The following is a 25,272-nucleotide window of genomic DNA, read 5'->3' on the forward strand; positions in this document are numbered from 1 at the left end:
TTCTTTCGGGCGGCCTCCGACAAAGCGTGAGGCCGCCTTCAGCTCTCGGGAGGAGTGGAGCGATGGACCAGACGATATCCCAGGCTTCCGACCATCAGGCGACGGCAGCGGAAGCGCTGCAATATATGCCGGGCTTCGGCAATGACTTCGAAACGGAGGCACTTCCCGGTGCTCTGCCGCAGGGACAGAACAGCCCGCAGAAGTGCAATTACGGTCTTTATGCCGAGCAGCTTTCGGGCTCGCCCTTCACGGCGCCGCGCGGAACGAACGAACGGTCGTGGCTCTATCGCATCCGTCCGAGCGTGCGCCACACTCGCCGCTTTTCCAACGCCTCCTATCCGTTCTGGAAATCAGCGCCCTGTCTGGATGATCATTCGCTTCCGCTTGGCCAGCTTCGCTGGGATCCGCTTCCGGCGCCGACCGAGCGGCTGAATTTTCTCGAAGGAATCCGCACGATCACCACCGGTGGCGATGTCCTGACCCAGACCGGCATGGCCGCCCACGCCTATGTCTTCAACGAGGATATGGTCGACGATTACTTCTTCGATGCCGATGGCGAGCTGCTGGTCGTTCCCCAGGTCGGCGCCATCAGGGTATTTACCGAGATGGGCATCATGGATATCGAGCCCCTGGAAATATGCGTCATCCCGCGCGGGATGATGTTCAAGGTGACGCGCAAGGGCGACGAACAGGTCTGGCGCGGCTATATCTGCGAGAATTACGGCGCGAAATTCACGCTGCCGGAGCGCGGGCCGATCGGTGCCAACTGCCTCGCCAATCCGCGAGATTTCAAGACGCCCGCTGCCGCCTTCGAAGACAAGGAAACCCCTTGCCGCGTGCATGTCAAATGGTGCGGCAAGTTCTATGTCACGGAGATCGGTCATTCGCCCCTCGATGTGGTTGCCTGGCATGGCAACTACATCCCCTACAAATACGATCTGCGGACGTTCTCCCCCGTCGGCGCCATCCTGTTCGATCATCCCGATCCGTCGATCTTCACGGTGCTGACCGCACCGACCGAAAGTGCCGGTACCGCAAACGTCGATTTCGTCATCTTCCCGCCGCGCTGGCTGGTTGCCGAACATACGTTCCGCCCACCCTGGTATCATCGCAATATCATGAGTGAATTCATGGGTCTCATCCACGGCCAGTATGATGCGAAGGAAAAGGGCTTCGTGCCCGGAGGTATCAGCCTGCACAATATGATGCTGCCGCATGGGCCGGATGCCTCCGGCTTCGAAAAGGCGTCGAATTCCGAGCTGAAACCCGTGAAACTGGATCACACCATGGCCTTCATGTTCGAAACCCGTTTCCCGCAGCAACTGACGAAATACGCCGCCGAGCTCGAGACGCTGCAGGATGATTACCTGGAGTGCTGGGATGGCCTAGAGCGCCGGTTCGACGGAACACCCGGCATCAAGTGATGACCGGCCGCATATTTTCTGACATCGGAGCCACGATATGAAGCTTGCGACTTTGAAGGACTCCACCAGGGACGGCAGACTTGTCGTCGTCTCGCGTGATCTCACCCGTTGTTCCGAAGTCGGTCACATTGCCCGCAGCCTGCAGGCGGCTCTCGATGATTGGGAGCATGTAGCACCCAGGCTCGCCCTGATCGCGGAGGGTATCGAGACGGGTGCGCAACCGACCATGCGGTTTCACGAACATGATGCCGCCTCGCCGTTGCCGCGCGCCTATCAATGGGCCGACGGCTCGGCCTACGTCAACCATGTGGAACTGGTGCGAAAGGCGCGGGGCGCCGAAATGCCGGCAAGCTTCTGGGTCGATCCGCTGATGTATCAAGGCGGCTCAGACGGCTTTCTGGCGCCGCGCGATCCGATCCTTGCGGCCGATGAAGCCTATGGCGTCGATATGGAGGGCGAGGTTGCCGTCGTCGTCGACGACGTTCGCATGGGCGCCAGTCCGGAGACGGCGCTGCAAGCCATCCGGCTGGTGATGCTCGTCAACGACGTGTCGCTGCGCGGCCTGATCCCGCAGGAGCTGGCAAAGGGTTTCGGGTTCTTCCAGTCCAAACCGGCATCGGCATTTTCGCCGGTCGCCGTCACGCCGGATGAGCTTGGGGAGGCATGGGACGGCGGCAAGCTGCATCTGCCGCTGCTGGTCGCCGTGAACGGCAAGCCTTTCGGCAAGGCAAATGCCGGCATCGACATGACCTTCGACTTCGGCGAGCTGATCGCTCACGCGGCCAAGACCCGCAGCCTTGTCGCCGGCACGATCATCGGTTCGGGAACGGTGTCCAACAAACTCGATGGCGGGCCGGGCAAGCCGATCGAGAATGGCGGCAATGGCTACTCCTGCATTGCCGAGCTTCGCATGATCGAGACGATCGAAACCGGAGCGCCGAAGACGCAGTTCCTGCGGTTCGGCGATCAGGTTCGCATCGAGATGCAGGATCGTACCGGGCACTCGATCTTCGGGGCGATCGAGCAGACCGTCGAAAAATACCTGGGGGCAGAACCGTGATGAGCGACGTCGTGCTTTACGATTACTGGCGCTCGTCCGCCAGCTATCGCGTTCGCATTGCGCTCAACATGCTCGGCATCGGTTACAAGCGTGTGCCCATCGATCTGCTGGAAGGCGAACAGAATAGCGTCGATTACCTGGCACTCAATCCGCAAGGATTCGTGCCGACGCTCACGATCGACGGAGAAATTCTGACGCAGTCGCTTGCGATCATCGAATATCTGGCCGAACTTCGGCCTGAGAGCGGCTTGATGCCGTCTGACAGCGCGAGCCGCCAGCACGTGCGGGCGCTTGCCTATGCGATCGCCATGGATATCCATCCGATCTGCAACACGCATGTTGCCGCCCATGTCATGGCCATCACGGATAGAGCCGATGCCCGCGAGGAATGGATGAGGCATTTCATTGCCGGTGGCCTTCGCAAGCTCGAGATGATGTTGAGCAAATTTGAAGGTAGCTTCAGTTTTGGCGACACGCCGACCATGGCGGATATCTGCCTTGTGCCGCAGGTCTACAACGCCCGCCGCTGGGGCGTGGACCTGACCGATCTCAAGCGCATCGTCGAAATCGATGCCAGGTGCACGAATTTGCCGGCCTTTCAGGCGGCGCATCCCGATCGTGCAAGGCCGTAGTGGATCATGTGCGCTTCGCGGTGATAGTCTTGGCATTCAGGCTATTCGGCGGGTCTTTTAGATGCGGCGCATACAATCAGCCTTCCTTAGCGATTTGCGCTTCGGAATTTCCAGTTGCAGAAAGTCGACTCCTTTTTACATGATTGTCATCTGGTTTTTATAAGTGGGAAGAGGGAAGCAACCACGACGCAGGGGGTATAAATGCGTAAACTTGTTCTCTCCATGATGGCCGCGACCGTATTGTCCGGTGCGGCTCACGCGGCGACGGTCTATCCGTTGGACCGGGCGACGGTACTCGCCGGCTCGCCATTCGATTTCAAGGTGGAATTCAGCAAGGTCGTCAAGCCGGAAGACGTCAAGGTGACGGTCAACGGCGAAAGCTATGAGACCGTCTTCGGCAAGGCCGCCGATTTTGTCGCGGAAGAAAAGGGTGCCGAGGACAAAGTTCTCGGATCGGCCCTGATCCTGCGTGGCGTCAAGCTTGCAAAGACCGGCCAGTACAAGGTCGAAGTATCGGCCGGCGACGAGAAGAAGTCCGTCAATTGGGATGTCTACGGCACCTCCGCCACGCCGAAGGCCAAGAACATCATCTTCCTGCTCGGTGACGGCCTTTCCGTTGCACATCGCACCGGTGCCCGCATCATGTCCAAGGGCATGACCGAAGGCAAGGCCAATGGCCGTCTTGCCATGGATGACGTTCCGCCAGTTGCTTTCATCGGCACGTCCTCGACCTCGGCGATTGCGACCGACAGCGCCAATACGATGTCGGCCTATATGACCGGCCACAAGTCGGCCGTGAACGCGCTCGGCGTCTATGCCGACCGTACGCCGGCAAGCCTGGACGACCCCAAGGTCGAAACCATGGGTGAAGCCCTGCGCCGCACCGGCAAGAAGTCGCTCGGCATCGTCACTACGGCCGAAGTCGAAGACGCGACGCCGGCGGCGCTCGTCTCCCATACCCGTAAGCGCGGCGACAAGGCCGACATCGTCGGCATGATGTATGACGTCAAGCCGGATGTCCTGCTCGGCGGCGGCTCGGCCTATTTCCTGGCGAAAAGCGTGCCGGGCTCCAAACGCAAGGACGACAAGGACTATGTCGCGCTCTTCAAGGATGCCGGCTACGCCGTTGCCACCGACAAGAACGAACTGGCGACGGCTGCCGGCTTCAACCAGGACAAGCTGCTCGGCCTGTTCCACACCGGTAACCTCGACGTCACGCTCGACCGCGAATTCCTCAAGAAGGGCACGGTCGACAAGTTCCCGAACCAGCCCGGCCTGGTCGACATGACCAAGGTCGCGCTCGACAAGCTTTCCAAAAATCCGGAAGGCTTCTTCCTGATGGTCGAGGGTGCCTCCATCGACAAGATGAGCCATCCGCTGGACTGGGATCGCGCTCTGATCGAAACGATCGAGTTCGACAAGGCCGTCGCCGTTGCCCGCGAATTCCAGGCCAGGAATCCGGATACGCTTGTTGTCGTCACCGGCGATCACACCCATGGCGTTTCGATCATCGGTACGGTCGACGATGACAAGCCGGGCACGGAAATGCGCGAGAAGGTCGGTACCTATGCGGCCGCCGGCTTCCCGAACTATGAAGATAAGGATGGCGACGGCTATCCGGACCGCGTCGACGTTACGCGTCGCCTGTTCATGGCAGCCAACAACGGCCCGGACCACTACGAGACCTTCCGTCCGAAGCTCGACGGTCCTTTCGTTCCGGCTGTTCAAAACGAGAAGAAGGAATATGTTGCCAACGAAGCCTATAAGGACGTGCCCGGTGCCGTCTTCGTACAGGGCAATCTCCCGAAGGACGAAGATAGCGGCGTTCACGCCGTCGACGACGTCGTGCTGCAGGCGGCTGGTCCGGGTGCCGAAGGTTTCCATGGCTATATGGAACAAAGCGACGTCTACCATGTGCTGGTCGATGCTTTCGCTCTTGGCTCCGAAAAGATGTAAAACCTGTTCATATCCGTGAGCTGGGACAGGCGGCTTCTGGTCGCCTGTCCCTTCATTTTTCATGAGGGTTCTCATGCCTCGGAACCAGACCATTGTCATCAACCGCCGGGCGTTGCTCGCCGCCGCCGCCACACTGCCGATGATGGGCGTTGCCATGCGCGCGAACGCTGCGGAAAAGCTCGGCTTTGATCAGCTTTACAAGAGCTTCGGTCCACTCGGTCTCGAATTTTCCGACAGGGTGAAGCAGCTGAGCGGCAAGGATGTCGCCATCAACGGCTTCATGGCGCCGCCCCTGAAGGCGGAGGCAGCCTTTTTCGTCCTTACCGAAATTCCGATGTCGCTTTGCCCGTTCTGCTCTTCCGATGCCGATTGGCCTGACAATATCGTGGTGGTCTATCTCTCGTCCAAGCAGACATTCGTGCAGTACAATGCGCCGATCATGGCGCGCGGCGTGCTGGAATTCGGCTCATGGACGGATCCGGAAACAGGTTTCATCAGCCAATTGCGTCTCCGGGACGCCTCGTTCAGGACGATCTGATCCCATGCTTGCCCTTGATGTCTCCAGTCTCGAAATGCAGTTTCCGGGCCTGGCTGCGCCGGTACTCGCCATTGAGCGCTTCCATCTGCCGGCAGGCGGCAGGCTCGCGATCACCGGTGCCTCCGGCTCCGGCAAAAGCACCTTTGTCAACGCCATTACCGGTCTGGAGAAAGTCACGCGCGGCAGCATTTCCTGGAGCGGCACCGAGATTACCCATCTTTCCTCCGGCCGGCGCGATGCGTTTCGCGCGCGCAATATCGGCCTTGTCATGCAGGACTTCCATCTGTTTCCCGGCCTGTCCGCCTTCGACAACGTCGTGCTTCCGGTCAAGCTGGCGCGGCGTCTCACGCCTGGGGAGCGGGAGCGTGCGCTGAAACTCCTGTCTGCGACAGGCATCGCCCGCCCGCAGCAGAAGATCGAAACCTTGTCGCGCGGCGAGATGCAGCGTGTTGCCGTTGCCCGTGCGCTGCTCTCGCGCCCCGGTGTCGTCGTCGCCGACGAGCCGACCGCCAGCCTCGACCGGCAGGCGGGCAAGGAGGTTGCGGAGCTTCTGATGCAGCTTTCAGCCGAAGAGGGGACGACACTTATCGTGGTAACGCATGATGCGGCGCTTGCCGCGCGTCTCGGCCGCCGCATCAACCTGGCAAGCGGCCGTATCGAGGAAGACAGCCAGGAGGTCGCCGCGCAATGATCGCTTTCATTCTTGCCGACCTCAGGCGTTTCTGGAGTGGGGCGTTGGCCGTCGTGGTGCTGATTGCTTTGTCGGTCGCCTTGAGCGTAACGGTGACGCTGCAGGAGCGGGCCGTCCGGCTCGGCAGCGCGCGCGCCGCGGAGAAATTTGATCTGCTTGTCGGTGCTGCCGGCAGTGAGACGCAGCTGGCACTTTCGGCCGTCTTCCTGCAGCCGGCGCCGCTGCCGCTGATGGAGGGCGCCGTCCTTTCCCGCCTAGCCAGTGATCCACGTGTCGAACTGGCGGCCCCCGTCGGCTTCGGCGACTCCGCCTATGGACATCCGATCGTCGGCACGACGACCGGCCTTATATCCTCCCTTTCGCCATCGCTTGCACAGGGCGCGATGTTCTCGCGCCTCGGCGAGGCGGTGGTTGGTTCCGATGTCGCCTTGTCCACAGGTGCCGAGATCAAGCCGATGCATGGCACGGCCGAGACCGGCGGCGAAACCCATACCGCGATTGCCTATAAAGTCACCGGCCGCATGGCGCCGACGGGCACGGCCTGGGACCGCGCGATCCTCGTGCCGATCCGCGCCGTCTGGCAATTGCACGGCATGCATGGCGAGGAAGACCATCACGATCATGATGGTGAGGAAGCGGATGCGCATGGCGGGGAGCCGCGCGAGCATGCTGAAAGCCATGAACACGAGCATGGCCATGTCGATGCCGATGCGCCGCTGGATGAACATTTCGACGCGCAGACACCCGGCGTTCCGGCCGTTCTCGTCAAGCCGAAGACGATTGCCGATGCCTACCGGCTGCGGCAGGAATACCGTACCGGAACGACGCTCGGTGTCTTCCCGGCGGAGGTGCTGACGAAGCTCTATGCAACGCTCGGCGATGCCCGCAGTCTGCTCTTGGCGATCACGCTTGGCACGCAGGCGATCGTGATTGCCGCGATCGTGATGGTCACCATCATGCATGTCGGTTCGCGGCGCCGGCAGATCGGCGCCTTGCGGGCGCTCGGCACCCCTGTCCGCTCGATCGTCGCGCTCGTCTGGGGCGAGCTCTTCGCCCTCTTTGCCGCCGGTATCCTGCTTGGCATAACGCTCGGCTACATCGCAGCATTGGTGATCTCCGCCAGACTTGCCGCTTCGACCGCCGTCCATCTGCCGGTCGGCTTTGCTCCCGACGATCTGTGGCTTGTCGGCGGTTTTGCAGCCGTTGCGGCGCTCATCTCCATCGTGCCCGCCTTCAGCGCCATGCGCTCCAGCCCGGCTGCAGCACTGCGAGCGTAACAACGGTTTGTAGGCTGCAGCGGCATCATCCAGGCTTGAATATCGCCTTGTGTCATTTCAACGCTATCTTGTTCTGAGTGTTCACTGGCACTTTGGGAGGGGCACTTGGCATTTTTCGATGATAGCGAATTGAGCGAACTCAAGATCGAAAGGATGATCTTCCACCTTGTCGGACCCAAAAGCGGTCTGATCAAGCTGGAGGAAGTCGATCCCGGGGAATTCGAAAGCTTCTTCGTCGATCGCATCCGGTCGGTGAATGGCGGCTTGCCCTATGCTTTTTCCGATGCGTCTTCGACGCGTGAGCGTCTCAGCCGCATCGCCTCGAATGCGAGCGTTTTCCAGGAGGAAAGCGAAAAGCTGGCCGAGGATTTCCAAGCCCATCATGGCGGAACCGCCGCCGAGGGGGCGATCCTGTTGTTTGCTCTGAAGGCGAAGGCAACGCGATCGTTCGCGCTTCTGAAATATGATGACGAAACAGTCATCGCCTACGACCTGAAGGATGACGGCGGCGGCCGGAAGAAGGTCAGCCTCGAAGCGCTTCAGAGAACCTTCGTCCAGAACAAGGCGGCGCTGCAAAAGGCAGCCCTTATCAAACTGTCCGAAAAGGGCGGTGAGCTGACCGTGCTGGACAGGCGTAACCAGCAGAAGGTCGCACAATATTTCGAGGCGTTTCTGGGTGCGCGACAGACATTGAGCAATGCCGAATTGACGAAGAAATTGGTCGATGTCACGCGCAAGGTGATCGGTGACAATCCTGACCTGGTGGACGGCGAAGTGGTGCGCGAACTCACCAAGCGGACCTACGATGCCGCCTCCGGAGGCGGCGAAATCGACAGCGACGACCATCGCGCCTTTCTCGAGACAGTCATCGGGCACAAGCTCGCGGACGATAGCCCTCTGCTGAGCAAGTTCAATCGCGGCCTCGCCACAGAGCGGATCTCCGGAGTGCCGATGGCGCTCGTTCCCGATCAGGTGAAGGGACCGAAGACACTCTATTTCAAGACCGAAAATGGCATCGAGATCCGCGTGCCAAACGAATTCCGCGCTCTGATCGAAAAGACCGAAGACGGCATGATCATCATCCACGACAAGCTGGCGATTGAGACCGATGACCCCAACTGAGATCCTCGATCTTATCGCACGAACGCAGCCGACGAAGCCAGTCGAAGAACATGCGGAACTGATCATCGTCAGAGCGAAGCTTGATGACGCAGCTCTTAGAACGGAATGGCTGGCCCTGCGCGCCAGTATTCCAGCCTTTCTCGAATCCGTCACGATCCGGCGTGACGGCACCGACATCGCCCTTGACGACGGTGACGTGCCGGCACCGAGCACGGTTTTTGCCATTACGCTCAACAAGGTCTCGCAGAAGGCCGTTCTTCGGCTCTTCTACGGAAAATCTCTGATAGGCCTGTCAAGAGCCCTGGATAGCAGCCTGGTTGTCTGCGTTGCCGAACTGACCGCGGATCAGGCATTCACATCCTATGGCGCCAGATTCCAGCCTTGGACGCAGCAACCTCCCGCCCCGTTCGAGCGGATGCCGGAACTTCCCAATCCTCGAAGCATAAGCCATGACGCCAGCAATGCGGGGCTTGTGCCGGCAGACATACGGCCATGGCTGCTGCAGCATCATCCGGCGCAATCGTCGCAGACATTCGAGGCTTGGCGCTCACTGGCGGCTCCCAGGTTGATGGCGGCACTTTCCGATCAGGTCTATGGCGCCGCGCCGAATGTGATCTATCAGTTCTCCGGCCCGCCGAGCCGCAAGGTCGGCCTCTCGCTTCTCGAACTGCTCGCCATATTCGACCGCCTCAACGAAGGTGTGTTTTGGGCATTTGCCGGCGGCGAGCGCGACACGGAGACCCGTCACGTCCTGCTGGCGGCGGAATGGGCGCGCAGCTATCGCCAGGGAAACCTCGCGGAATTCGGAGACGGCAGCCTTGAATCCGCGAAGGCCGCCTATGCCGCCTATGTCAAGGCCGGCAGCAAGGAGACGCTGAAGGCTCTTGCCGATTTGCGCAAGACGGTCGTGGACGAGGCGCAAAAGGCGACCCAGCGAGCCCAGGATATGACGGGCGCCTTGTGGAAGGATCTGGCTGTCGCCACCACGCCCTTCGTGATCAAGATCCTCTCCGATGCCGCAAAGACGCCCAATACATGGATCGCAGGGCTGTTCGCCATCGGCGCGGCGGCGTTTCTGATCCTGTCTTTTCGCGTTCAGACCTTCATCAATGCCGGTTATTTTTCCGGCCAGGACCGTGCCCGCGCCATATGGGCCTTGCGATTGAATCAAGTACTGAGCGCGGCCGAGATCGAGGAGTTCAGCGAAACGCCGATCCGCAACAGCGTGTCCGACTATGATCGCGTCCGGAAGACGGTTCGTAACGTCTATGGCACACTGGTCGCTATCCTCATCATCTTTGCCGGTTACCAGTTCTACACCGCGGCAACCGCGAAAGTTCCGCCGGCCAATAGCGGGACTGTCGGCAGGCAGGGGCAGTCGCAATCTCCGGCATCCGGATCACCGCTGCCGGGGCCTGCGGCCAGCAATAGGCCCGAGCCCGCCGCTCTCCAGAAGGCGGCCCCGGTTCCTGGCACGCCGGCAACCAAGCCACCTTGACGCTTTATAGTTTCTCTAATGCTGAAAATGGCCATTGCGCTTGATTGTGGAAAGAATATCGTGGATCCAATTTCAGGTAGCGATGGATCAAGACGGCAGCCAGGGGAGGAGCGAATGGCGCCAGTCAAGATATTGGTCGCGCGTCATGCCGAACGACTTGGGAGATCGCAACCTGTCGCCCAGCGGCGAAGCGGGCAATGGCGACAATCTCGTCATGATCGAAGATCAGCGGTTCTGTGCGACGGGTTCGCAGGCGGCAAAGGACCGGCTTGGAGATTTCCGGTGCCGACAATGAGGCATGGTCATGAGTGAGATCGATGCGATACCTCTATCCACGGAAAGCGAGGTCATAGCGGCCTCCGATTTCCGTTGGGACGGCAACGGTTTCGAGGCGGGTATCGGCATTGCCGCGTCCGGCGGCGGATTTCGGGCCATGCTCTTTCACGTCGGTGCCTTCCTCCGCCTGGCAGAGCTTGGGCTTCTGCAGCGGGCAAAGCGCATCTCCAGCGTTTCCGGCGGTTCGATCACCACCGGCTGGCTCGCCAGCGTTTGGCCCGATCTCGTCAAGGCTGATTTTGCCAATATGAACGATGTCTTCGTCAGTCCGATGCTTGCTTTTGCCCGGGCAAGGATCGACATCATGGATGCAGTGATCGGGCTCCTGCCCGGAACGTCCGCCGCGCGGCAAGTGGCGAAATCCTACGACAAGCATCTGTTCCAGGGCCGCAGCCTTCAGGATCTGCCCGACCAGCCGCAGTTCATATTCTGTGCGACGAATTTGCAGACCGGCGTACTCTGGCGCTTTGGCAAGGCCTATGCCGGCGACTACATCGTCGGGCGGCTCGACCGGCCGGATTTTCCGTTGGCGCAGGCTGTGGCCGCCTCTTCGGCCTTTCCGCCCATTCTGTCACCGCTGGTGCTCAAGTTCGCGGACGGCAGTTTTCAGGATTGGCCGACGGCGCCGTCCAAGCCGATCCCGGCGATCCGCGATTTTCGCAGGACCGTCATTCTCACCGACGGAGGCGTCTACGACAATCACGGGGTCGAACCGCTGGTAAAGCGCTTCGCAACTCTTTTTGTCAGCGATGGCGGTGCGCCCTTTGCCCGAAATTCCGGCCTTTGCCGCAATTGGGTCAGCCAGCTTCGCCGGATTCTGGATGTCACCGACAACCAGGTGAGGGCATTGCGTCGTCGTGATCTCATCGGCCGCTTCAAGGCGGCCGCGCCGCTGAGCGACGAGGCATCGCTGGTCGCCGCACAGGGATACGGCCGTTTCGGCGCCTATTGGGGAATCGATACGGACCCGTCGAAACTTGCGCCCGAAGCGGCGCTGCCATGTTCACCGAAGGAGGTCGCGGTCCTTTCTGGCGCACCGACCCGGCTCAGCAATCTCGGCGACGAGGTATCGGAAAAGCTGGTGAATTGGGGATATGCGATCTGCGATCGAAGCGTTCGCGCAAACTATCATGGGCCGATGCGACAGGTCGCTCCGGCCTGGCCCTTCCCGAAAAGACCGTTGGCATGATCATGATCGGCATCGCGCTCACCATCGTTACAGTGCAGGTCTTGCATCGATCGGCTGCAGCTTAAAGCGGAAAATTGCTGGTCGCACTTGACCGCTTCACTTTGCGTGCCAGATAGCGCGTGTCATCCATACGTTCTTCAAAAATGATCCACCAAAATCCGCAAATGCGCCACTGTTCGGATTGCGATGCCGGACACCGTGGCATCGATACGCATCAATTTCGAAGTTCTGTTACGACAATGATCATCATTTACGATCCTGACCCCATCCCCTGTCCCGCCCCACGCGACGTCCTGTCGCAGAGGTTCGGTAAACCATTTTATAGAGATCGCATGGTATCGCGCGCCGACTTCGAGTATGGCCGGCGCATGCCATTGATGAGGCTCCTCGCAAGGATGGGGGATAGCTATGGGAATTGAAATCCATTTGCCGTCCCTGGCACGCGTCCTGGGGCAGGTGGCCATCATCGTCTATGCCTATTCCTGGGTTATCCGGATCATCGATCGCGGCGTTTTGAAATCGGTTGCGGTCGGATTGCTGTTCGGCGTGGTCGGCATCCTGTCGATGGCTGATCCGATCCAATGGATGCCCGGCGTCATTCAGGATGGCCGCTCCATCCTCCTCGTCCTTACGCCCGTCTATGGCGGCCTGTTGGGGACCATTGTTGCAGCGATGATGATGGGTCTGTTCCGCTTCATGATCGGCGGCTTGGGCGCGGTCGGCGGCATTGCCGGGATCCTCATCGTCGCGATCGCGGGCTATGTGCTCAGCCTCCTGCCGCGGCACTGGATCGGCACGGGATGGAAGCGATCGGCATTGTTCGGCCTGGCGACCTGTACGTCGCTCGTGGTTCTCGTCTTTCTGCCGTGGCCGGTCGCGCGCGAACTTCTGCTCTCGGCAACGCTTCCGGTCACGATCGTCAATATAATCGGTGTCTTTCTCCTCTCGGATCTGCTGGGGCGGGAGCAATATCGCATCGGCATCCAACGCGCGCTTGAGAGCGAAGCAAGCCTCGATCCGCTGACGAGACTTCCCAATCGCCGTGTCCTGCAGCGGGAAGGGGACCGCTGCAGCAAGGAAGCCGGCATCAGGCGCATCCCGTTTTCGATCATCATGCTTGATATCGATTACTTCAAGAAGATCAACGATAGCTGGGGCCATTCCTTCGGCGACACGGTTCTGGCGCGGGTCGCGGACGTGATCCGGCAGACCGTCCGAAGGACCGACATTGCCGCCCGCTATGGCGGAGAGGAAATCGTCGTTCTGCTTCCGAACACCGATATCAGGGCCGCTACCGCTATCGCGGAGAAAATCCGCAAGGATATCGAAGCGACAATCCTGATGTTCGAGCAGGAGAGCATCCGCGTCACGGTCAGCATCGGCATTGCCTGCTCCCACGAACCGACCGCCGACTTCAAGCATGTGCTCGAGGCTGCCGACAAGGCGCTCTATCGCGCCAAGGCGGGCGGGCGAAATCGCGTGGAATTGGCTGACGCCGCCTAATCCTGCCGCACGGATGTCGGATCTGACAGCTGCGCGCTCGCTTTATCGCATCTAAGCGTCCTTGACGGGAAGGTGCCATCCGGCATAACTGGACGCGACGGTTCCCCAAGGAAGACTCCGCGGGGATTAATAGGGAACACGGTGAGGGCGACCCAAGAGGGACCTAGGCCGTGGCTGCCCCCGCAACTGTAAGCGGATTGCCGATCATCCGGGAGCGACCAGCCCGCTGGTTTCCTTCCAGGGCCTTGAGCCATGCCACTGCAAGCATGCTTGCGGGAAGGTAGATGATCGTCAGATATCCGCAAGCCAGGAGACCTGCCGTCGATCGCGATCCAATCAGCCGGGCGGGGATGCCCGGAAGGGACAGAGAAAATGATTGACCTGAGCCTTCGACACTTTCAGACATCCATCGGTCTTGATTGGGATCCCCGCAGCCGTCGGCGCTCTTCTTGAGCGCGATCGCGCTGACGCCGTCCAGTTTCCTTCCTATCGAGATCTCTCATGCGCCATTTTTTGACGACGATTACTTTTGCATTCGGCCTGACTGGTTTTGCTGCTTCTGGTTTGGCCGCGACCCAATATCCTCTCACCATCAGCAATTGCGGCCAGAAGGTCACCTTCCAGAAGGCTCCGGCCAAGATCGTTTCGATCGGGCAGGGCATGACCGAGATTCTCTTCTCGCTCGGCCTTGCCGACAAGATCGCCGGAACGGCGGTCTGGGTCGGACCCGTCCTGCCGCAATACGCCGAAGCCAACGCCAGGATTCCGCGGCTTGCCGACAATGATCCGAGTTTCGAATCCGTTGTCGGCAAGGAGCCGGATCTGGTGGCAGCCGAATTCGAATGGCATGTCGGCCCGCAGGGCTCCGTCGGCAAGCGCGAGCAGTTTTCCGAGCTCGGCATCAACACCTATATCGCGCCGACCGATTGCGTCGCCAAGGTCAATGCCGATGGCGGCGATGGCGTGCGCAAGGAACTGTTCACGATGGACCTGATCTACCAGGAGATCGGTGAACTTGCTGAGATTTTCGATGTCGAGGATCGCGGCGATGCCCTGATCGCCGACCTGAAGAAGCGCGAAGCGGATGCGGTCGCCTCGATTTCAGCCGCAAAGTCCAAGGACCTTCCGATCGTGTTCTGGTTCTCCAGCAAGGAGGTTGGCGGCGATGCCTTTATCGCGGGCAAGAACAGCGCTCCGGCCTATATCCTGAAGACGATCGGTGCCAGGAATGTCGTCACGACCGAGGAAGAATGGCCGCTGGTCGGATGGGAGACCATCGCGCAGGCCAATCCGGCCGTGATCGTCATCGCTACCATGGACCGCCGCCGCTATGCGGCTGACGACCCGAAGGTCAAGCTCGAATTCCTCGAGAAGGATCCGGTCACCAGCCAGCTCGACGCTGTCAGGAACAAGCATTTCGTTCTGATGGATGCTCAGTCGATGAACCCGACGATCCGGACCATCGACGGCATCGAAATCCTGGCCAAAGGCATTAGATCCTTCGGTCTGGCGCGGTGACGATGCGTCTTACCGCGGAACGACGGCCATGGTGGACGCTGCTGGTGCTTGCCCTGGCTGCCTTCATACTTCTGGCCTTCATGATCAGCCTTGCGGTGTCGATCGGCGAGATTTCCATCCCGCTGTCGACCACTGCAAAGGCCGTATCGAACCGGCTGTTCGGAACAGGTTTCGAGCTCAGCCGGATCCATCAGGGCATCGTCTGGGATTATCGCCTGAGCCGGGCGCTCGTCGCCGCCAGCGCCGGCGCCTCGCTGGCATTGAGCGGCGTGATCCTGCAGGCCCTGTTGCGCAATCCGCTTGCCGAACCTTATGTGCTCGGCATTTCAGCGGGCGCCTCGACCGGGGCGGTCTGCATCATGATCCTCGGGCTCGGCTATGGCATTCTCGGCCTTTCCGGCGGCGCCTTTCTGGGTGCGATCGTCGCTTTCCTGTTCGTCGGCCTGCTTGCTACGGGTGTTGGCGGCACGAGCGAGCGCATTATCCTGTGCGGCGTCGCCGGTTCGCAGCTTTTCAACGCGCTGACCTCCTATATCGTCACCACGTCGGCCAATGCCGAGCAGGCGAGGGGCGTCATGTTCTGGCTGCTCGGTTCGCTGAGCGGCGTGCGCTGGCCGGATGTCTATCTTTCCGGACCGGTCGCCATTCTCGGTTTTGCCATCTGCATGGCGCATGTCCGCGTGCTCGACGCGTTCATCTTCGGCACGGATGCGGCCGCTTCGCTGGGGATTGCGGTGCGGCGCGCGCAGATCGTGCTGCTCGGCGTGACTGCCTTCATGACGGCAGCCGTCGTCAGCATCGTCGGCTCCATCGGTTTCGTCGGCCTCGTCATCCCGCATGCCGCCCGCTTCATGGTGGGGCCAAGCCATGATCGGCTGCTGCCGGCAGCAGCACTTGCCGGCGCCATCTTCATGGTCGGTGCCGATATCGTCTCGAGGATCATCATTCCCCAGCAGATCCTGCCGATCGGCGTGGTCACCGCCCTGTTCGGGGCGCCCGCCTTCGCCATCATTCTCTATCGCGCCCGGAGGACGGCATGAGCATCGCGGTCGACACAGTCACTTTTGCCGCCGGCAATACGTTGATCGTCAACGGCGTCAGTCTGGCGGTGGAAAAGGGCAGGGTCCTCGGCCTTCTGGGCCCGAACGGCTCGGGCAAGTCCAGCCTGCTGCGGCTGATCTGCCGCTTGAGGAAGGTCAAGAGCGGCGTCATCCGGCTCGGCGGCAGCGATATCGCCTCGATTTCACGCGGCGATATCGCCCGCCGCATCGCGCTCGTCGAACAGCAGGCGACGACCGATACCCAGGTGACGGTTATGGACGTCGTGCGTCTCGGCCGCACGCCGCATCGCGGGCCTCTCTCGTCCTGGAGCGCACATGACGATGCGGCGGTTGTGGATGCGCTTGCGCGCGTCGGCATGCAGGGCCGCGCCGGTCAGCTGTGGCAGACACTCTCCGGCGGCGAGCGGCAGCGCGTCCATATCGCGAGAGCGCTCGCCCAGACGCCGAGCGAACTGCTGCTCGATGAACCGACGAACCATCTCGATATCCAGCATCAGCTCGATATTCTCGGCCTTATCTCCAAGCTCGACGTCACCTCGATCGTCGCGCTGCACGATCTCAATCTCGCGGCCATGTTCTGCGACAGCCTGGCCGTGCTCCAAAATGGCGAGGTTGTCGCCGCCGGCCCGCCGGAACAGGTGCTGACGCAGGAATTGATCGAAAGGGTTTTCGGTGTCCGGGCGCATGTCCAGAAATCCTCGGTCCATGGCCGCTGCAACATCCAGTATATGGCGGGTTGACCTCGTTTAAGCGGAAGCATTGATCTCTCGCTCGCATCGAGCCGTTTCAATCCGCGCGTAAAAATAGTTTAGGTTTAAACTTGTTTTTTCCGACCGATGGATCGACAGTGCTGGCCCAAGGGGAACAAGGCTCATCTCTCCGTCCGGCAACGACGGTTGGAACAGATGGAGGCAATGCGTTCCGCCCGCAGAAGGAGGAACAGCATGATCAAGCCGCATCCGCTGAAAGGTCCCAGCAAATTGAAACTCGGCGTCTTTTCCGCCAATGCGGACGGGGGGCTTGCCATTACCGACGTGCCGGAGCGCTGGCAGGCTCGCTGGGAGGACAATCTGAACGCCGCACAGATCGCTGATCGTGGCGGGCTGGATTTCTTCCTTCCGATCGCGCGCTGGAAGGGCTTCGGCGGCAAGAATCGAGTACGCGAATGGTCCTTCGAAACCTTTACCTGGGCGGCGGGCCTTGCCTCCGTCACGGAACGGATCGGCCTTTTTATGACCGTTCACGTGCCACTCGTGCATCCGCTCTATGCGGCGAAGGCGCTCGCGACCGTCGATCATATCAGCGGCGGCCGCGCGGGCCTGAATATCGTTTGCGGCTGGAACCCGAAGGAGTTCGGCATGTTCGGGGTGCCGCTGGTCGAGAAAGGGTATGACCAGGCGGATGAATGGCTTGATATCATGGAACGGGCCTATACGTCGGATGCACCGTTCGACTACGATGGCACCTATTACAGACTGAAGGATGTGGTGAGCCGACCGACCAGCCTGCAATCGCCGCGGCCGGTCACCATGAACGCGGCTTTCGGCGCGCCTGGTCGGGATTTCGCGGCGAAGAAGTGCGATTACCTCTTCACCACCTTCACCGAGCTTTCCGAAGCCGGCAAGCATGTCGAGGATATCAAGGGGCGGGCCGAGAAGCTCGGCCGCGATATCGGCGCCTATACCGTCTGCCATGTCGTCTGCCGCGAAAGCCAGCAGGAGGCAGAGGACTATTACGAACGCTATGCCGTGACGCTTGCCGACCATGAGGCGGTCGACGCCCATATGGCCGGCAAGAAGGAATTCTCGCAGTCGCATGACACGCAAGCCTACGATCGCTATCGCAAGCGGTTTGCAGGCGGCGCGGGTGGCTATCCGCTGGTCGGTACGCCGGAAAGAATTGTCGAAGACATGATAGCCATTGCCGAACGGGGCTATTCCGGGATTGCCATGTCCTTCGTCAACTACACCTATGAGCTGCCCTTCTTCTGCGACCGGGTCACGCCACTCCTGAAGAAGGCGGGGTTGCGGGTCGAATAACGGCGGATATCGTCCACGCCGAGGTCGACGCACCACACGGTGTGCCTTCCTGGAGTTGCGCTAGTTCAACCGGTGACGAAACATCCAGGCGGCAATCGGCATGGTCACCGCGGCGATCACGACCAGCGCCAGCATGTCGGGAAAAAGCGCGTCGAGCCCGGCACCTTCTAGATAGACGCCGCGCGTGATGCTGATCGCATATTTCAGCGGATTGATCATCGTCGCATATTGCAGAACCTTCGGCATGTTGTCGGTCGGCGACATCAGGCCGGACAGCAGCATGAAAGGCATCAGGAAGACGAAGCCGAGGATCATTGCCTGCTGCATATTGCCGGCAACCGAGGACAGAAACAGTCCGAAGCCGATGGCCGCCGCGAGGAAGAGGCTGAGCCCAAGGTAAAGCGTCAGGAATGAGCCGGCAAACGGGATGCGGAACCAGAACAAGGCCACCAGCAGGATCGTCGATGCCTGGGTGATGCCGACGATCATCGAGGGGACGGCCTTGCCGATCATGATCTCGGTCGGCGTGAAGGGCGCCACGAGCAACTGGTCGAAGGTTCCTTCCTCGCGCTCGCGCGCGACGGACATGGCGGTCAGCATCATCGTCATCAGCATGGTGATCGTGCCGATGAGCGATGGGACCATGCTCCAGCGCGTTTCCAGCTGCGGATTGTACCAGGCGCGCGTCGTTACCTGAACGGCTTTGCCGGAACCGCCCTTCTGTGCAAGCCAATCGGAGGTGAAGTCGCCGACGATCGTGTTGGCATAGCCCTGCGCAATGCCGCTCGTATTGGAATTCCGGCCGTCGGCGATGACCTGTACCGCGCCGGGGGCGCCGCCTTCCAATTGCCTCTCGAAATCACGCTCGACAACGATGATCAGCACGGCCTGCTTGGCATCGAGCAGCCTGACGGCCTGGCCCGCCTGCGCCAACGTCGCCACCCTTTCGAAGATGCCGGATCCCTCGATCTTTGCGATGAGATTTCTCGATGCCGTCGTCCTGTCCTGGTCGACGAGCGCATAGGGAACCGTGTTGAGGTCGTAGGTGGCGGCATAGCCGAAGATCAGACATTGGAGGATGGGCGGGACGATGATGCTTGCCCGGCTTCTCGGGTCCTTCAGGATGACGAGGAGTTCCTTGCGGATCAGGGTAGCGATGCGCAGAAGCGATGCAATGAACATGGCTAGCCGATCCTTTTGCGGGTCATGCGCACGGCAAGCGCCAGGAGCGCCGTGGCCATGCCGGCCAGCACGGCGGCATTGGGCAGGATGACGCTCCAGATATTGCCGGCCAGAAACAAGGTCTGCAGCAGGGTGACGAAGTAGCGGCCCGGGAAGATATAGGTGATGATCTGCACGGCCCAAGGCATGCTTCGCGGATCGAACATGAAGCCCGAGAGCATCATTGCCGGCAGGAAGGTGGCGAGAACGGTCACCTGGCTGGCGATGAACTGGTTCTTCGTGACGGAGGATATGGCAAGACCGAGACCGAGCGCCACCAGAAGATAGAGCATGGAGACGACGGTCAGGATCAACAGCGACCCTCGAAGGGGCACGCCGAAGAGCAGGCGGCTGCCGACGACACAGAGCGCAAGCCCGGCAAGCCCCAGAAGAAAGTAAGGGACTGTCTTGCCGAGCAGGATTTCGCTCGAACGGACGGGTGTGACGAACAGCGCCTCGAAAGTGCCGCGTTCCCATTCCCGCGCCATGACGAGCGCGGTCAGGAGCGCGCCGATCAGCGTCATGACGAGGACGACGAGGCCTGGGACGAGGAAATAGCTGCTGTCATTGGCTTCGTTGAACCAAAGCCGGGACTCGATCGTCACACCGCTGCCGGTAGCCGCCCCTTTGCGGGACACTTCCTTGGCGTTCCAGACGCCGACGGCAGCTTCGGCGTAGCTCAGCGAAATGCGGGCGGTGTTGGCATCGCTGCCGTTGACGACCACCTGTACTTCGCCGTTGCCCAAGGCCATTTTACGCGCTAAATCCAATGGAATGCGCAGGATTACCCTTACCTCCGATGACAGAAGCATCTTTTCGGCTTCGGCCATCGTCTTGACCGGTTTCGGCGAAAAATAGCTGGAAAGCTCGAAGGCCGAGGCCAGCCCGCGCGCCTCGGCCGAGTTCTCTTCCATGACGATCGCAACGGGAACGTTCTTGACGTCCAGATTGATGCCGTATCCGAACAGGATCAGCAGCGCCACCGGCATGATAATGCCGATCGCGATGCTGCTCGGGTCGCGCAGGAGCTGCCATGTCTCCTTGCGGATGAGCGCACGGACGCGGCGCAGGGCTGCGCGCAATCCGTGGCCAGGCCTGTCTGCGGGTTCGCTCATGCCGCCTTCTCCGCCTGTTTGTGACGCTCCTGCTCGACGATCGCGATAAAGGCCTCCTCCATCGTTGCCGCCGTCTCGCCGCGTGCCCCGGCATGGGCGCGGATTTCGACCGGCGTTCCCTCAGCCAGGTTCTTGCCGGCATCCAGGATGATGATCCGGTCGCAATATTCGGCTTCTTCCATGAAATGCGTCGTCACGATGACGGTCACGCCCTGCTCGGACAGGGCAGTGATCCGGCCCCAGAATTGCCGCCGGGCCAGCGGATCGGCACCGCTGGTCGCTTCGTCGAGGAAGAGAATATCCGGCTCGTGCAGCAGGGCCGCGGCAAGCGCCAGCCGCTGCTTGAAGCCTCCGGGCAGCTGGCCGCTGGGCAGCCTGGAGAACTGGTCGAGTTCGAACTGGTTCTTCAAAGCGGCGATCCTGTCTCTCCTGTGTTTGCCGCGCAGCCCATAGGCGCTTGCGAAAAACTCCAGATTCTCGTCGACACTCAACTGGCCGTAGAGCGAAAACTTCTGCGCGACATAGCCCAGCCGCTCTCGGGCCTTGGCACCCGCTCTGCGCAGATCGGAGCCGGCGACCATCAACGTGCCGCCACTTGCGGGGAGCAGGCCGCAAAGCATGCGGAATGTCGTGCTTTTTCCTGCTCCGTTCGGGCCAAGAAGACCGTAGACCTCTCCCTTGCGCACGCTGAAGCTGACATGGTCGACGGCCGTGAAATCTCCGAACTTCCGGACGAGGTCGTGAACCTCGACGACGGTTTCATCGCCGTCGCTATGGTCGGATGGCTGGCCGGTGCGCATCTGGCGCTCGGCGTTGCCGACGACGGCGGAAAATAGCATCATGAAGGCGTCTTCGAACCGGGGCTCGACGCTTTCGGTATCGAGCTTGGTTTCATCCAGCCGTAGCGGCTCGTCCTTCTGCTCCGGCCTGCGCACGATCCTGACCCGGCCGGCTTCCGGGACGGCATCGATAATATCAGGCAGGGCGAAAAGACGGGCCTGCAGCGATCTTGCCGGCATGTTCTCCGGTGTGGGAACCATGAAGCAGCAGCCGTCAGCCTTCTTCGTTATGTCGGCAGGCGGTCCCTGATCGAGGATCTTGCCTGCATGCATGAGCACGGCGTGTTCGCAGCGTTCGGCCTCGTCGAGATAGGAGGTCGCCACGATCACCGAGAGCCCGTCCTCCTTGACGAGCTTGAAGACGATTTCCCAGAGCTCGCGCCGCGACAGCGGATCGACGCCGACGGTGGGCTCGTCGAGCAGCAGCAGTTCGGGTGCTCGCACGAGGGTGCAGGCAAGGCCGAGCTTCTGCTTCATACCGCCAGACAATTTTCCCGCCGGCCGTTCCTTGAAGCGCCCGAGCTGCGTCATCTCGAAGAGGCGCGGATAGGTTTCGTCGCGCTTCGATTGCGTCACGCCATGCAGATCGGCGTAGAGATCAAGGTTCTCCTGAACGCTCAGATCCTCATAGAGGCCGAATTTCTGCGGCATATAGCCGATCCGGTCCTGAACATGCTGCGGCTCCGTGGCGATATCGAAGCCGATCACTCGCAGACTGCCGCTATCGGGTGCGATGAGGCCACATGCCAGGCGCAGCAACGTCGTCTTGCCGGCGCCATCGGGGCCGACGAGCGCCGTCAGCGCGCCTTTGCGGACATCGAGCGAGACATCGGCAAGCGCGTCGACCGTTTCTCCGGTGTCCCGATGAAACGACTTGCAAAGCTTGCTTGCTGTCACCGAGAGATCGCCGGCGCTCATGGCATCCTCGTTCTATTGCCGCTGCGCGGTTGGCGGAGCCGACTGTTCGCCCGGAAGCGGCCGGACGGTTGCCGGCATGCCGAGCCGCAGCATATTGTCGGGATCGTCGACGAAGACCCTGACCTCGTAGACGAGGCTCGTGCGCAATTCCTCCGTCTGCACCGATTTCGGCGTGAACTCGGCAACGGAGGAAATGAAGCCGATCCATCCCCCGATCGTCCGCCCTGGCAGCGAGTCCACGGTGACGGAGGCTTTCATGCCGGGACGGAGCATCCCAAGCTGGGTTTCCGAGATATAGGCACGCACCCATTTCGGGCTGATGGTCGCAAGCGAAAAGGCAGCCCGCGTGGGAGACGCCATCTCGCCGGGTTCGATCAGCCTGGACTGTACGATAGCGTCGACGGGCACTCTCAATTCGGCGTCGGCAAGCTGTTGATGGAGGAGCGCGACATTGGCCTCAGCCGCATTCAGCTGCGCTTCGGCCTCCTCGATATCCTCCACGCGCGAGCCGGCAACGAGCAGATCCAACGCCTTCTGGTTTGCGATGACCTTGGCGTCGGCGACGGCGGCGGCCGAACGGGCTTCATCCAGGGCCTGCTGGCTGACGGCTGCCTTGGGAGCGAGCGCGTTCTGACGCTCGAACTGGGCGCGGGCATTGACGGCCTCTGCCTTGGCGGATTCGACATTGGCACGGGACTGGGCGATCTCTTCGGGGCGGCTGCCGTTTTTGAGGCGGGTGAGATTGGCGCGTTGGCTGGCAGCCTGCGCTTCCGCCTGGGCGACCTGCGGCCGGAGCCGGCTGGTATCCAGTCTGGCGACGATCTGGTCTTTCTTGACTTGCGCTCCCTCTTCGACAAGGACTTCAGCCACACGTTCGCTGCCATTGAAGGCGAGAGTGAGTTGTCTGAAGTCGATATTTCCATAGAGAACGAGATCGTTCGCGCCGTTATCCCGATGGAGATACCACCAGGCACCGCCCGCGACTGCAATCAACAGGACCAGGATGACGATGACACGCTGCATGCTTTGTTGAACTCCGAACGAGCGGTCGGCTCTGGTGAAACGAATTGTGACCGAGATTGATCCGCAGCAGATTATAACACTTGTCAAATTCAAATTTCAAATTAATATTTGAATTAATGGAAGGCAAAGACAATGGCCAGAGGCATAAGACGAACGGCGCGGTCACGAGATCGGCAGGACGGGGCGGCCACGCGCACGAGCCTGCTCGAAGCCGGCGGCGCCGTTTTCGCCGAATTCGGCTTCGACCGCGCGACCGCAAAGGAAATCGCCTTGCGCGCCGGGACGAATGCGGCCGCGGTGAATTATCATTTCGGCGGCATCGAGGCTTTGTACGAAGATGTTCTTGCCGAGGCCCATCATCGCCTGATGAGTTACGATGTGCTTGCCCGCATGATCAATGCGGACATCGACCCGAAGGAGAAGCTGCGCCGGTTCATCGGTTTGCTGGTCACGGTCGTCAGGACAGGAAATGAGAGTTCATGGCCGGCCAAGGTGATCGTGCGCGAACTGATCGCGCCCACGCCTCATATCGACAAGCTCCGCCGCGAGGAGATCGAGCCGAAGAAAGCTTTGCTGTTTGGTGTCATCGCCCAGATCCTTGGCGTGCCACCGGACCATCCGCTCGTCGCTCAGGCAGCGCTTTCGACGATGGCGCCCTGCTTCATGCTTCTGGTGGCCGAAAAACGCGTCTCCGAGATCATTCCTGCGCTTGGGCGGGATGCGACTACGGACGAGGAGCTGGCGGACCGGCTGGTTCGCTTTACGCTTGGCGGCCTCGCGCATCTTTCCTTGTCGGAGCACGCGGACCGACCATCGGATGCATCGAACTGATTTGCCAATGGAGCGGGGCGAAGGCGGCCTCAGCCTTCGAAGCCGAACCGCTCGACATCGAAGTCGTCACCCTCATAGGCGGCTCCGTCCTGAATGTCGGCCATATCCTCATGCATCGGTATTGGCGCACTGACGAGGCTCGGGAGCGTCATGTCGACTGCCGTGCCCGGCGGCTGCAACGCCCAGGCGACGATGGCCCCCGTCGACATGGCTCCGACGCCGCCGGATACGTGCTGCGCGGCGGAGCTTGGCACCTGCGCTATTGGCTGCATCTTTGCCATGGCGTTGTCGTCCGTATTCTTCGTGTTGTCCGACATGACGAGTTTTCCAGCCTCGTTGCGTCCCACTACCAGGCTTGCCAGCACAACAGGAGCGGCTGGTCTTTCAGGCGCGGCCGTCGGGATGACGACGATACTGCTGGTTGGCCGCCATGCCGGCAGCGGAATGGCATAGGCGGCCAGATCGGCGAAGGGCTGCTCCTTGCTTTCCTCGGCCACGCGCTTGCCGAGCTGAGCCTCCAGCCCGTTCACGGCTCGATTCCTAGGCGTCGGCAGCATGCTGGTCATAAGGCTGCTGTCGGGCATGCCGCTGCGAGATGCAGCCGACAATCCGGCATCATCATCGTCCTCCACCGCGGTCGCGATCCTGCTGCTCACCTGGGATGGCCGCTTCCTGGATTGCGCGACCGCCACCTCATAGCCCGGCAGCGGTCTGCCGTCCGCCGGCACATGCAGCGTCTGCCCGTTCGGGAAAAGCCGTGCCAGTTCCTGGCGTGACATTCTCGGCCAGGCTCGTACCCTGCCGACATCCAGATGCACGAAGGGCGAGCCGGAGTTGGGATAGAAGCCGACGCCGCCGATCTGCATCTGCATGGCGATGGCGCGCAAGCTCGCAAGCTTGACGCCGGGAATATAGAAATCCATCGCCTTGCCGAGCGTGTGCTGGCTGTGCTTTGCGACGCCGGAGCTACGCGAGCGGTTGCGCAACATGCTGTTGGTGGAGGGAGAGCGGTAGGCCGAGACGACGTGTATGGATTCCCTGGCGCCGCTGCGTTGATAGACTTCCCAGACCAGATCAAGCAATTCCGGAGCGATCCGGGTCGGTTCGTTCTTTCGCCAGTCGCGCAAGAAGCGGTTGATCTGAGCAAGGCCCCTCGGATCATATTTACCACCGCGCTTGAAGACGATGGTCGCCCTTTCTCCGGTATGGGTGAAGAAGAGTTTGAGTGCCCGGTCTTCGGCCGCAGCCGAGCCGGCAAAGGCGCCAAGCATCAGCATCGCGATCAGCGCCAGCCGGCAAGCGACGAAGGAAGAGGCGATGGCGAAAGTTGTCGCCGGAATGGAAAAGATCGCGTGATGCACGGATACGACTTTCGCCTTGCTAACAGATACAGAACTCAGAGGCGCCGCGCCTGCGGCATCGCTATACCTCCAATTATGGTCAACAAATCCCTAACGGACCGTTTATAGTCGCAACCGGCA

At 60.9% G+C, this 25,272-nt stretch carries 21 protein-coding genes and 1 riboswitch; of the genes, 16 read left to right on the top strand and 5 right to left on the bottom strand.

Translation table 11 applies throughout. The features are described from left to right. Window positions 1–62: 62 nt before the first annotated feature. The 15 genes from hmgA to FHT84_RS00250 all read left to right on the top strand — a co-directional run bounded on the left by hmgA (window position 63) and on the right by FHT84_RS00250 (window position 17,844). Window positions 63–1,424 (top strand): homogentisate 1,2-dioxygenase, encoded by a 1,362-nt coding sequence (gene hmgA, locus FHT84_RS00180; protein ID WP_112344493.1) that lies wholly within the window; start codon window positions 63–65, stop codon window positions 1,422–1,424. A gap of 37 nt (window positions 1,425–1,461) precedes the next feature. Continuing rightward, on the top strand, window positions 1,462–2,484 hold the full coding sequence (locus tag FHT84_RS00185; RefSeq protein WP_112344494.1) for a fumarylacetoacetate hydrolase family protein: 1,023 nt from the start codon (window positions 1,462–1,464) through the stop codon (window positions 2,482–2,484). Further along, window positions 2,484–3,116 carry a maleylacetoacetate isomerase gene (gene maiA, locus FHT84_RS00190; RefSeq protein ID WP_112344495.1) on the top strand — a complete coding sequence of 211 codons (633 nt, stop codon included), beginning with the start codon at window positions 2,484–2,486 and terminating at the stop codon, window positions 3,114–3,116. Before FHT84_RS00185 ends, maiA begins: the two co-directional genes overlap by 1 nt. Before the next feature lie 201 nt (window positions 3,117–3,317). Further along, the gene (locus tag FHT84_RS00195; protein WP_112344496.1) at window positions 3,318–5,072 is read left to right on the top strand and encodes an alkaline phosphatase; all 1,755 of its coding nucleotides are present in this window, start codon (window positions 3,318–3,320) and stop codon (window positions 5,070–5,072) included. 73 nt (window positions 5,073–5,145) lie between these two features. Further along, window positions 5,146–5,610, top strand: a complete 465-nt coding sequence (locus tag FHT84_RS00200; protein ID WP_112344497.1) for a hypothetical protein — start codon at window positions 5,146–5,148, stop codon at window positions 5,608–5,610. Window positions 5,611–5,614: 4 nt separating this feature from the next. Then, on the top strand, window positions 5,615–6,301 hold the full coding sequence (locus FHT84_RS00205) for an ATP-binding cassette domain-containing protein (protein WP_112344498.1): 687 nt from the start codon (window positions 5,615–5,617) through the stop codon (window positions 6,299–6,301). Further along, the gene (locus tag FHT84_RS00210; protein ID WP_112344499.1) at window positions 6,298–7,578 is read left to right on the top strand and encodes an ABC transporter permease; all 1,281 of its coding nucleotides are present in this window, start codon (window positions 6,298–6,300) and stop codon (window positions 7,576–7,578) included. Before FHT84_RS00205 ends, FHT84_RS00210 begins: the two co-directional genes overlap by 4 nt. Window positions 7,579–7,683: 105 nt before the next feature. After that, window positions 7,684–8,700 (top strand): nucleoid-associated protein, encoded by a 1,017-nt coding sequence (locus tag FHT84_RS00215; protein ID WP_183761257.1) that lies wholly within the window; start codon window positions 7,684–7,686, stop codon window positions 8,698–8,700. After that, window positions 8,687–10,198: a hypothetical protein gene (locus tag FHT84_RS00220; protein ID WP_183761255.1), complete on the top strand. Its 1,512-nt coding sequence runs from the start codon at window positions 8,687–8,689 to the stop codon at window positions 10,196–10,198. The genes FHT84_RS00215 and FHT84_RS00220 overlap by 14 nt, the downstream gene beginning before the upstream one ends. 304 nt (window positions 10,199–10,502) lie before the next feature. Next, a complete protein-coding gene (locus tag FHT84_RS00225) occupies window positions 10,503–11,723 on the top strand; it encodes a patatin-like phospholipase family protein (protein ID WP_183761252.1) in 1,221 nt (406 codons plus the stop codon). Window positions 11,724–12,131: 408 nt separating this feature from the next. Then, window positions 12,132–13,226 (top strand): diguanylate cyclase, encoded by a 1,095-nt coding sequence (locus FHT84_RS00230; RefSeq protein WP_112344504.1) that lies wholly within the window; start codon window positions 12,132–12,134, stop codon window positions 13,224–13,226. Window positions 13,227–13,307: 81 nt separating this feature from the next. After that, window positions 13,308–13,564, top strand: a riboswitch (cobalamin riboswitch). A 163-nt stretch (window positions 13,565–13,727) separates the two neighbouring features. Further along, window positions 13,728–14,744, top strand: coding sequence for an ABC transporter substrate-binding protein (locus FHT84_RS00235; protein ID WP_145644312.1), 1,017 nt, complete (start codon window positions 13,728–13,730; stop codon window positions 14,742–14,744). Window positions 14,745–14,746: 2 nt separating this feature from the next. Beyond that, on the top strand, window positions 14,747–15,784 hold the full coding sequence (locus FHT84_RS00240; protein ID WP_112344506.1) for an iron chelate uptake ABC transporter family permease subunit: 1,038 nt from the start codon (window positions 14,747–14,749) through the stop codon (window positions 15,782–15,784). Continuing rightward, the gene (locus FHT84_RS00245) at window positions 15,781–16,545 is read left to right on the top strand and encodes an ABC transporter ATP-binding protein (protein WP_112344507.1); all 765 of its coding nucleotides are present in this window, start codon (window positions 15,781–15,783) and stop codon (window positions 16,543–16,545) included. Before FHT84_RS00240 ends, FHT84_RS00245 begins: the two co-directional genes overlap by 4 nt. A 204-nt stretch (window positions 16,546–16,749) precedes the next feature. Further along, the gene (locus FHT84_RS00250) at window positions 16,750–17,844 is read left to right on the top strand and encodes an LLM class flavin-dependent oxidoreductase (protein WP_112344508.1); all 1,095 of its coding nucleotides are present in this window, start codon (window positions 16,750–16,752) and stop codon (window positions 17,842–17,844) included. Window positions 17,845–17,904: 60 nt separating this feature from the next. Here FHT84_RS00250 and FHT84_RS00255 read toward each other — a convergent pair whose 3' ends face one another. From FHT84_RS00255 to FHT84_RS00270, 4 genes are read right to left on the bottom strand one after another with little or no spacing between them, the layout of a single operon-like run. Then, a complete protein-coding gene (locus tag FHT84_RS00255) occupies window positions 17,905–19,026 on the bottom strand; it encodes an ABC transporter permease (RefSeq protein WP_112344510.1) in 1,122 nt (373 codons plus the stop codon). Window positions 19,027–19,028: 2 nt separating this feature from the next. After that, window positions 19,029–20,180, bottom strand: coding sequence for an ABC transporter permease (locus FHT84_RS00260; protein WP_112344511.1), 1,152 nt, complete (start codon window positions 20,178–20,180; stop codon window positions 19,029–19,031). Further along, window positions 20,177–21,937, bottom strand: coding sequence for an ATP-binding cassette domain-containing protein (locus FHT84_RS00265; protein ID WP_112344512.1), 1,761 nt, complete (start codon window positions 21,935–21,937; stop codon window positions 20,177–20,179). Before FHT84_RS00265 ends, FHT84_RS00260 begins: the two co-directional genes overlap by 4 nt. 12 nt (window positions 21,938–21,949) lie before the next feature. After that, window positions 21,950–22,960, bottom strand: a complete 1,011-nt coding sequence (locus FHT84_RS00270) for an efflux RND transporter periplasmic adaptor subunit (protein WP_112344513.1) — start codon at window positions 22,958–22,960, stop codon at window positions 21,950–21,952. 132 nt (window positions 22,961–23,092) lie between these two features. Here FHT84_RS00270 and FHT84_RS00275 point away from each other — a divergent pair, with 132 nt between their 5' ends. Continuing rightward, the gene (locus tag FHT84_RS00275; RefSeq protein ID WP_113250301.1) at window positions 23,093–23,791 is read left to right on the top strand and encodes a CerR family C-terminal domain-containing protein; all 699 of its coding nucleotides are present in this window, start codon (window positions 23,093–23,095) and stop codon (window positions 23,789–23,791) included. Window positions 23,792–23,820: 29 nt separating this feature from the next. Here FHT84_RS00275 and FHT84_RS00280 read toward each other — a convergent pair whose 3' ends face one another. Further along, on the bottom strand, window positions 23,821–25,152 hold the full coding sequence (locus tag FHT84_RS00280) for a DUF882 domain-containing protein (RefSeq protein ID WP_348647332.1): 1,332 nt from the start codon (window positions 25,150–25,152) through the stop codon (window positions 23,821–23,823). Between the last annotated feature and the right edge of the window lie 120 nt (window positions 25,153–25,272).

Origin of the sequence: Rhizobium sp. BK289 (assembly GCF_014193575.1) — a bacterium.
GTDB lineage: Bacteria > Pseudomonadota > Alphaproteobacteria > Rhizobiales > Rhizobiaceae > Rhizobium > Rhizobium tropici_C.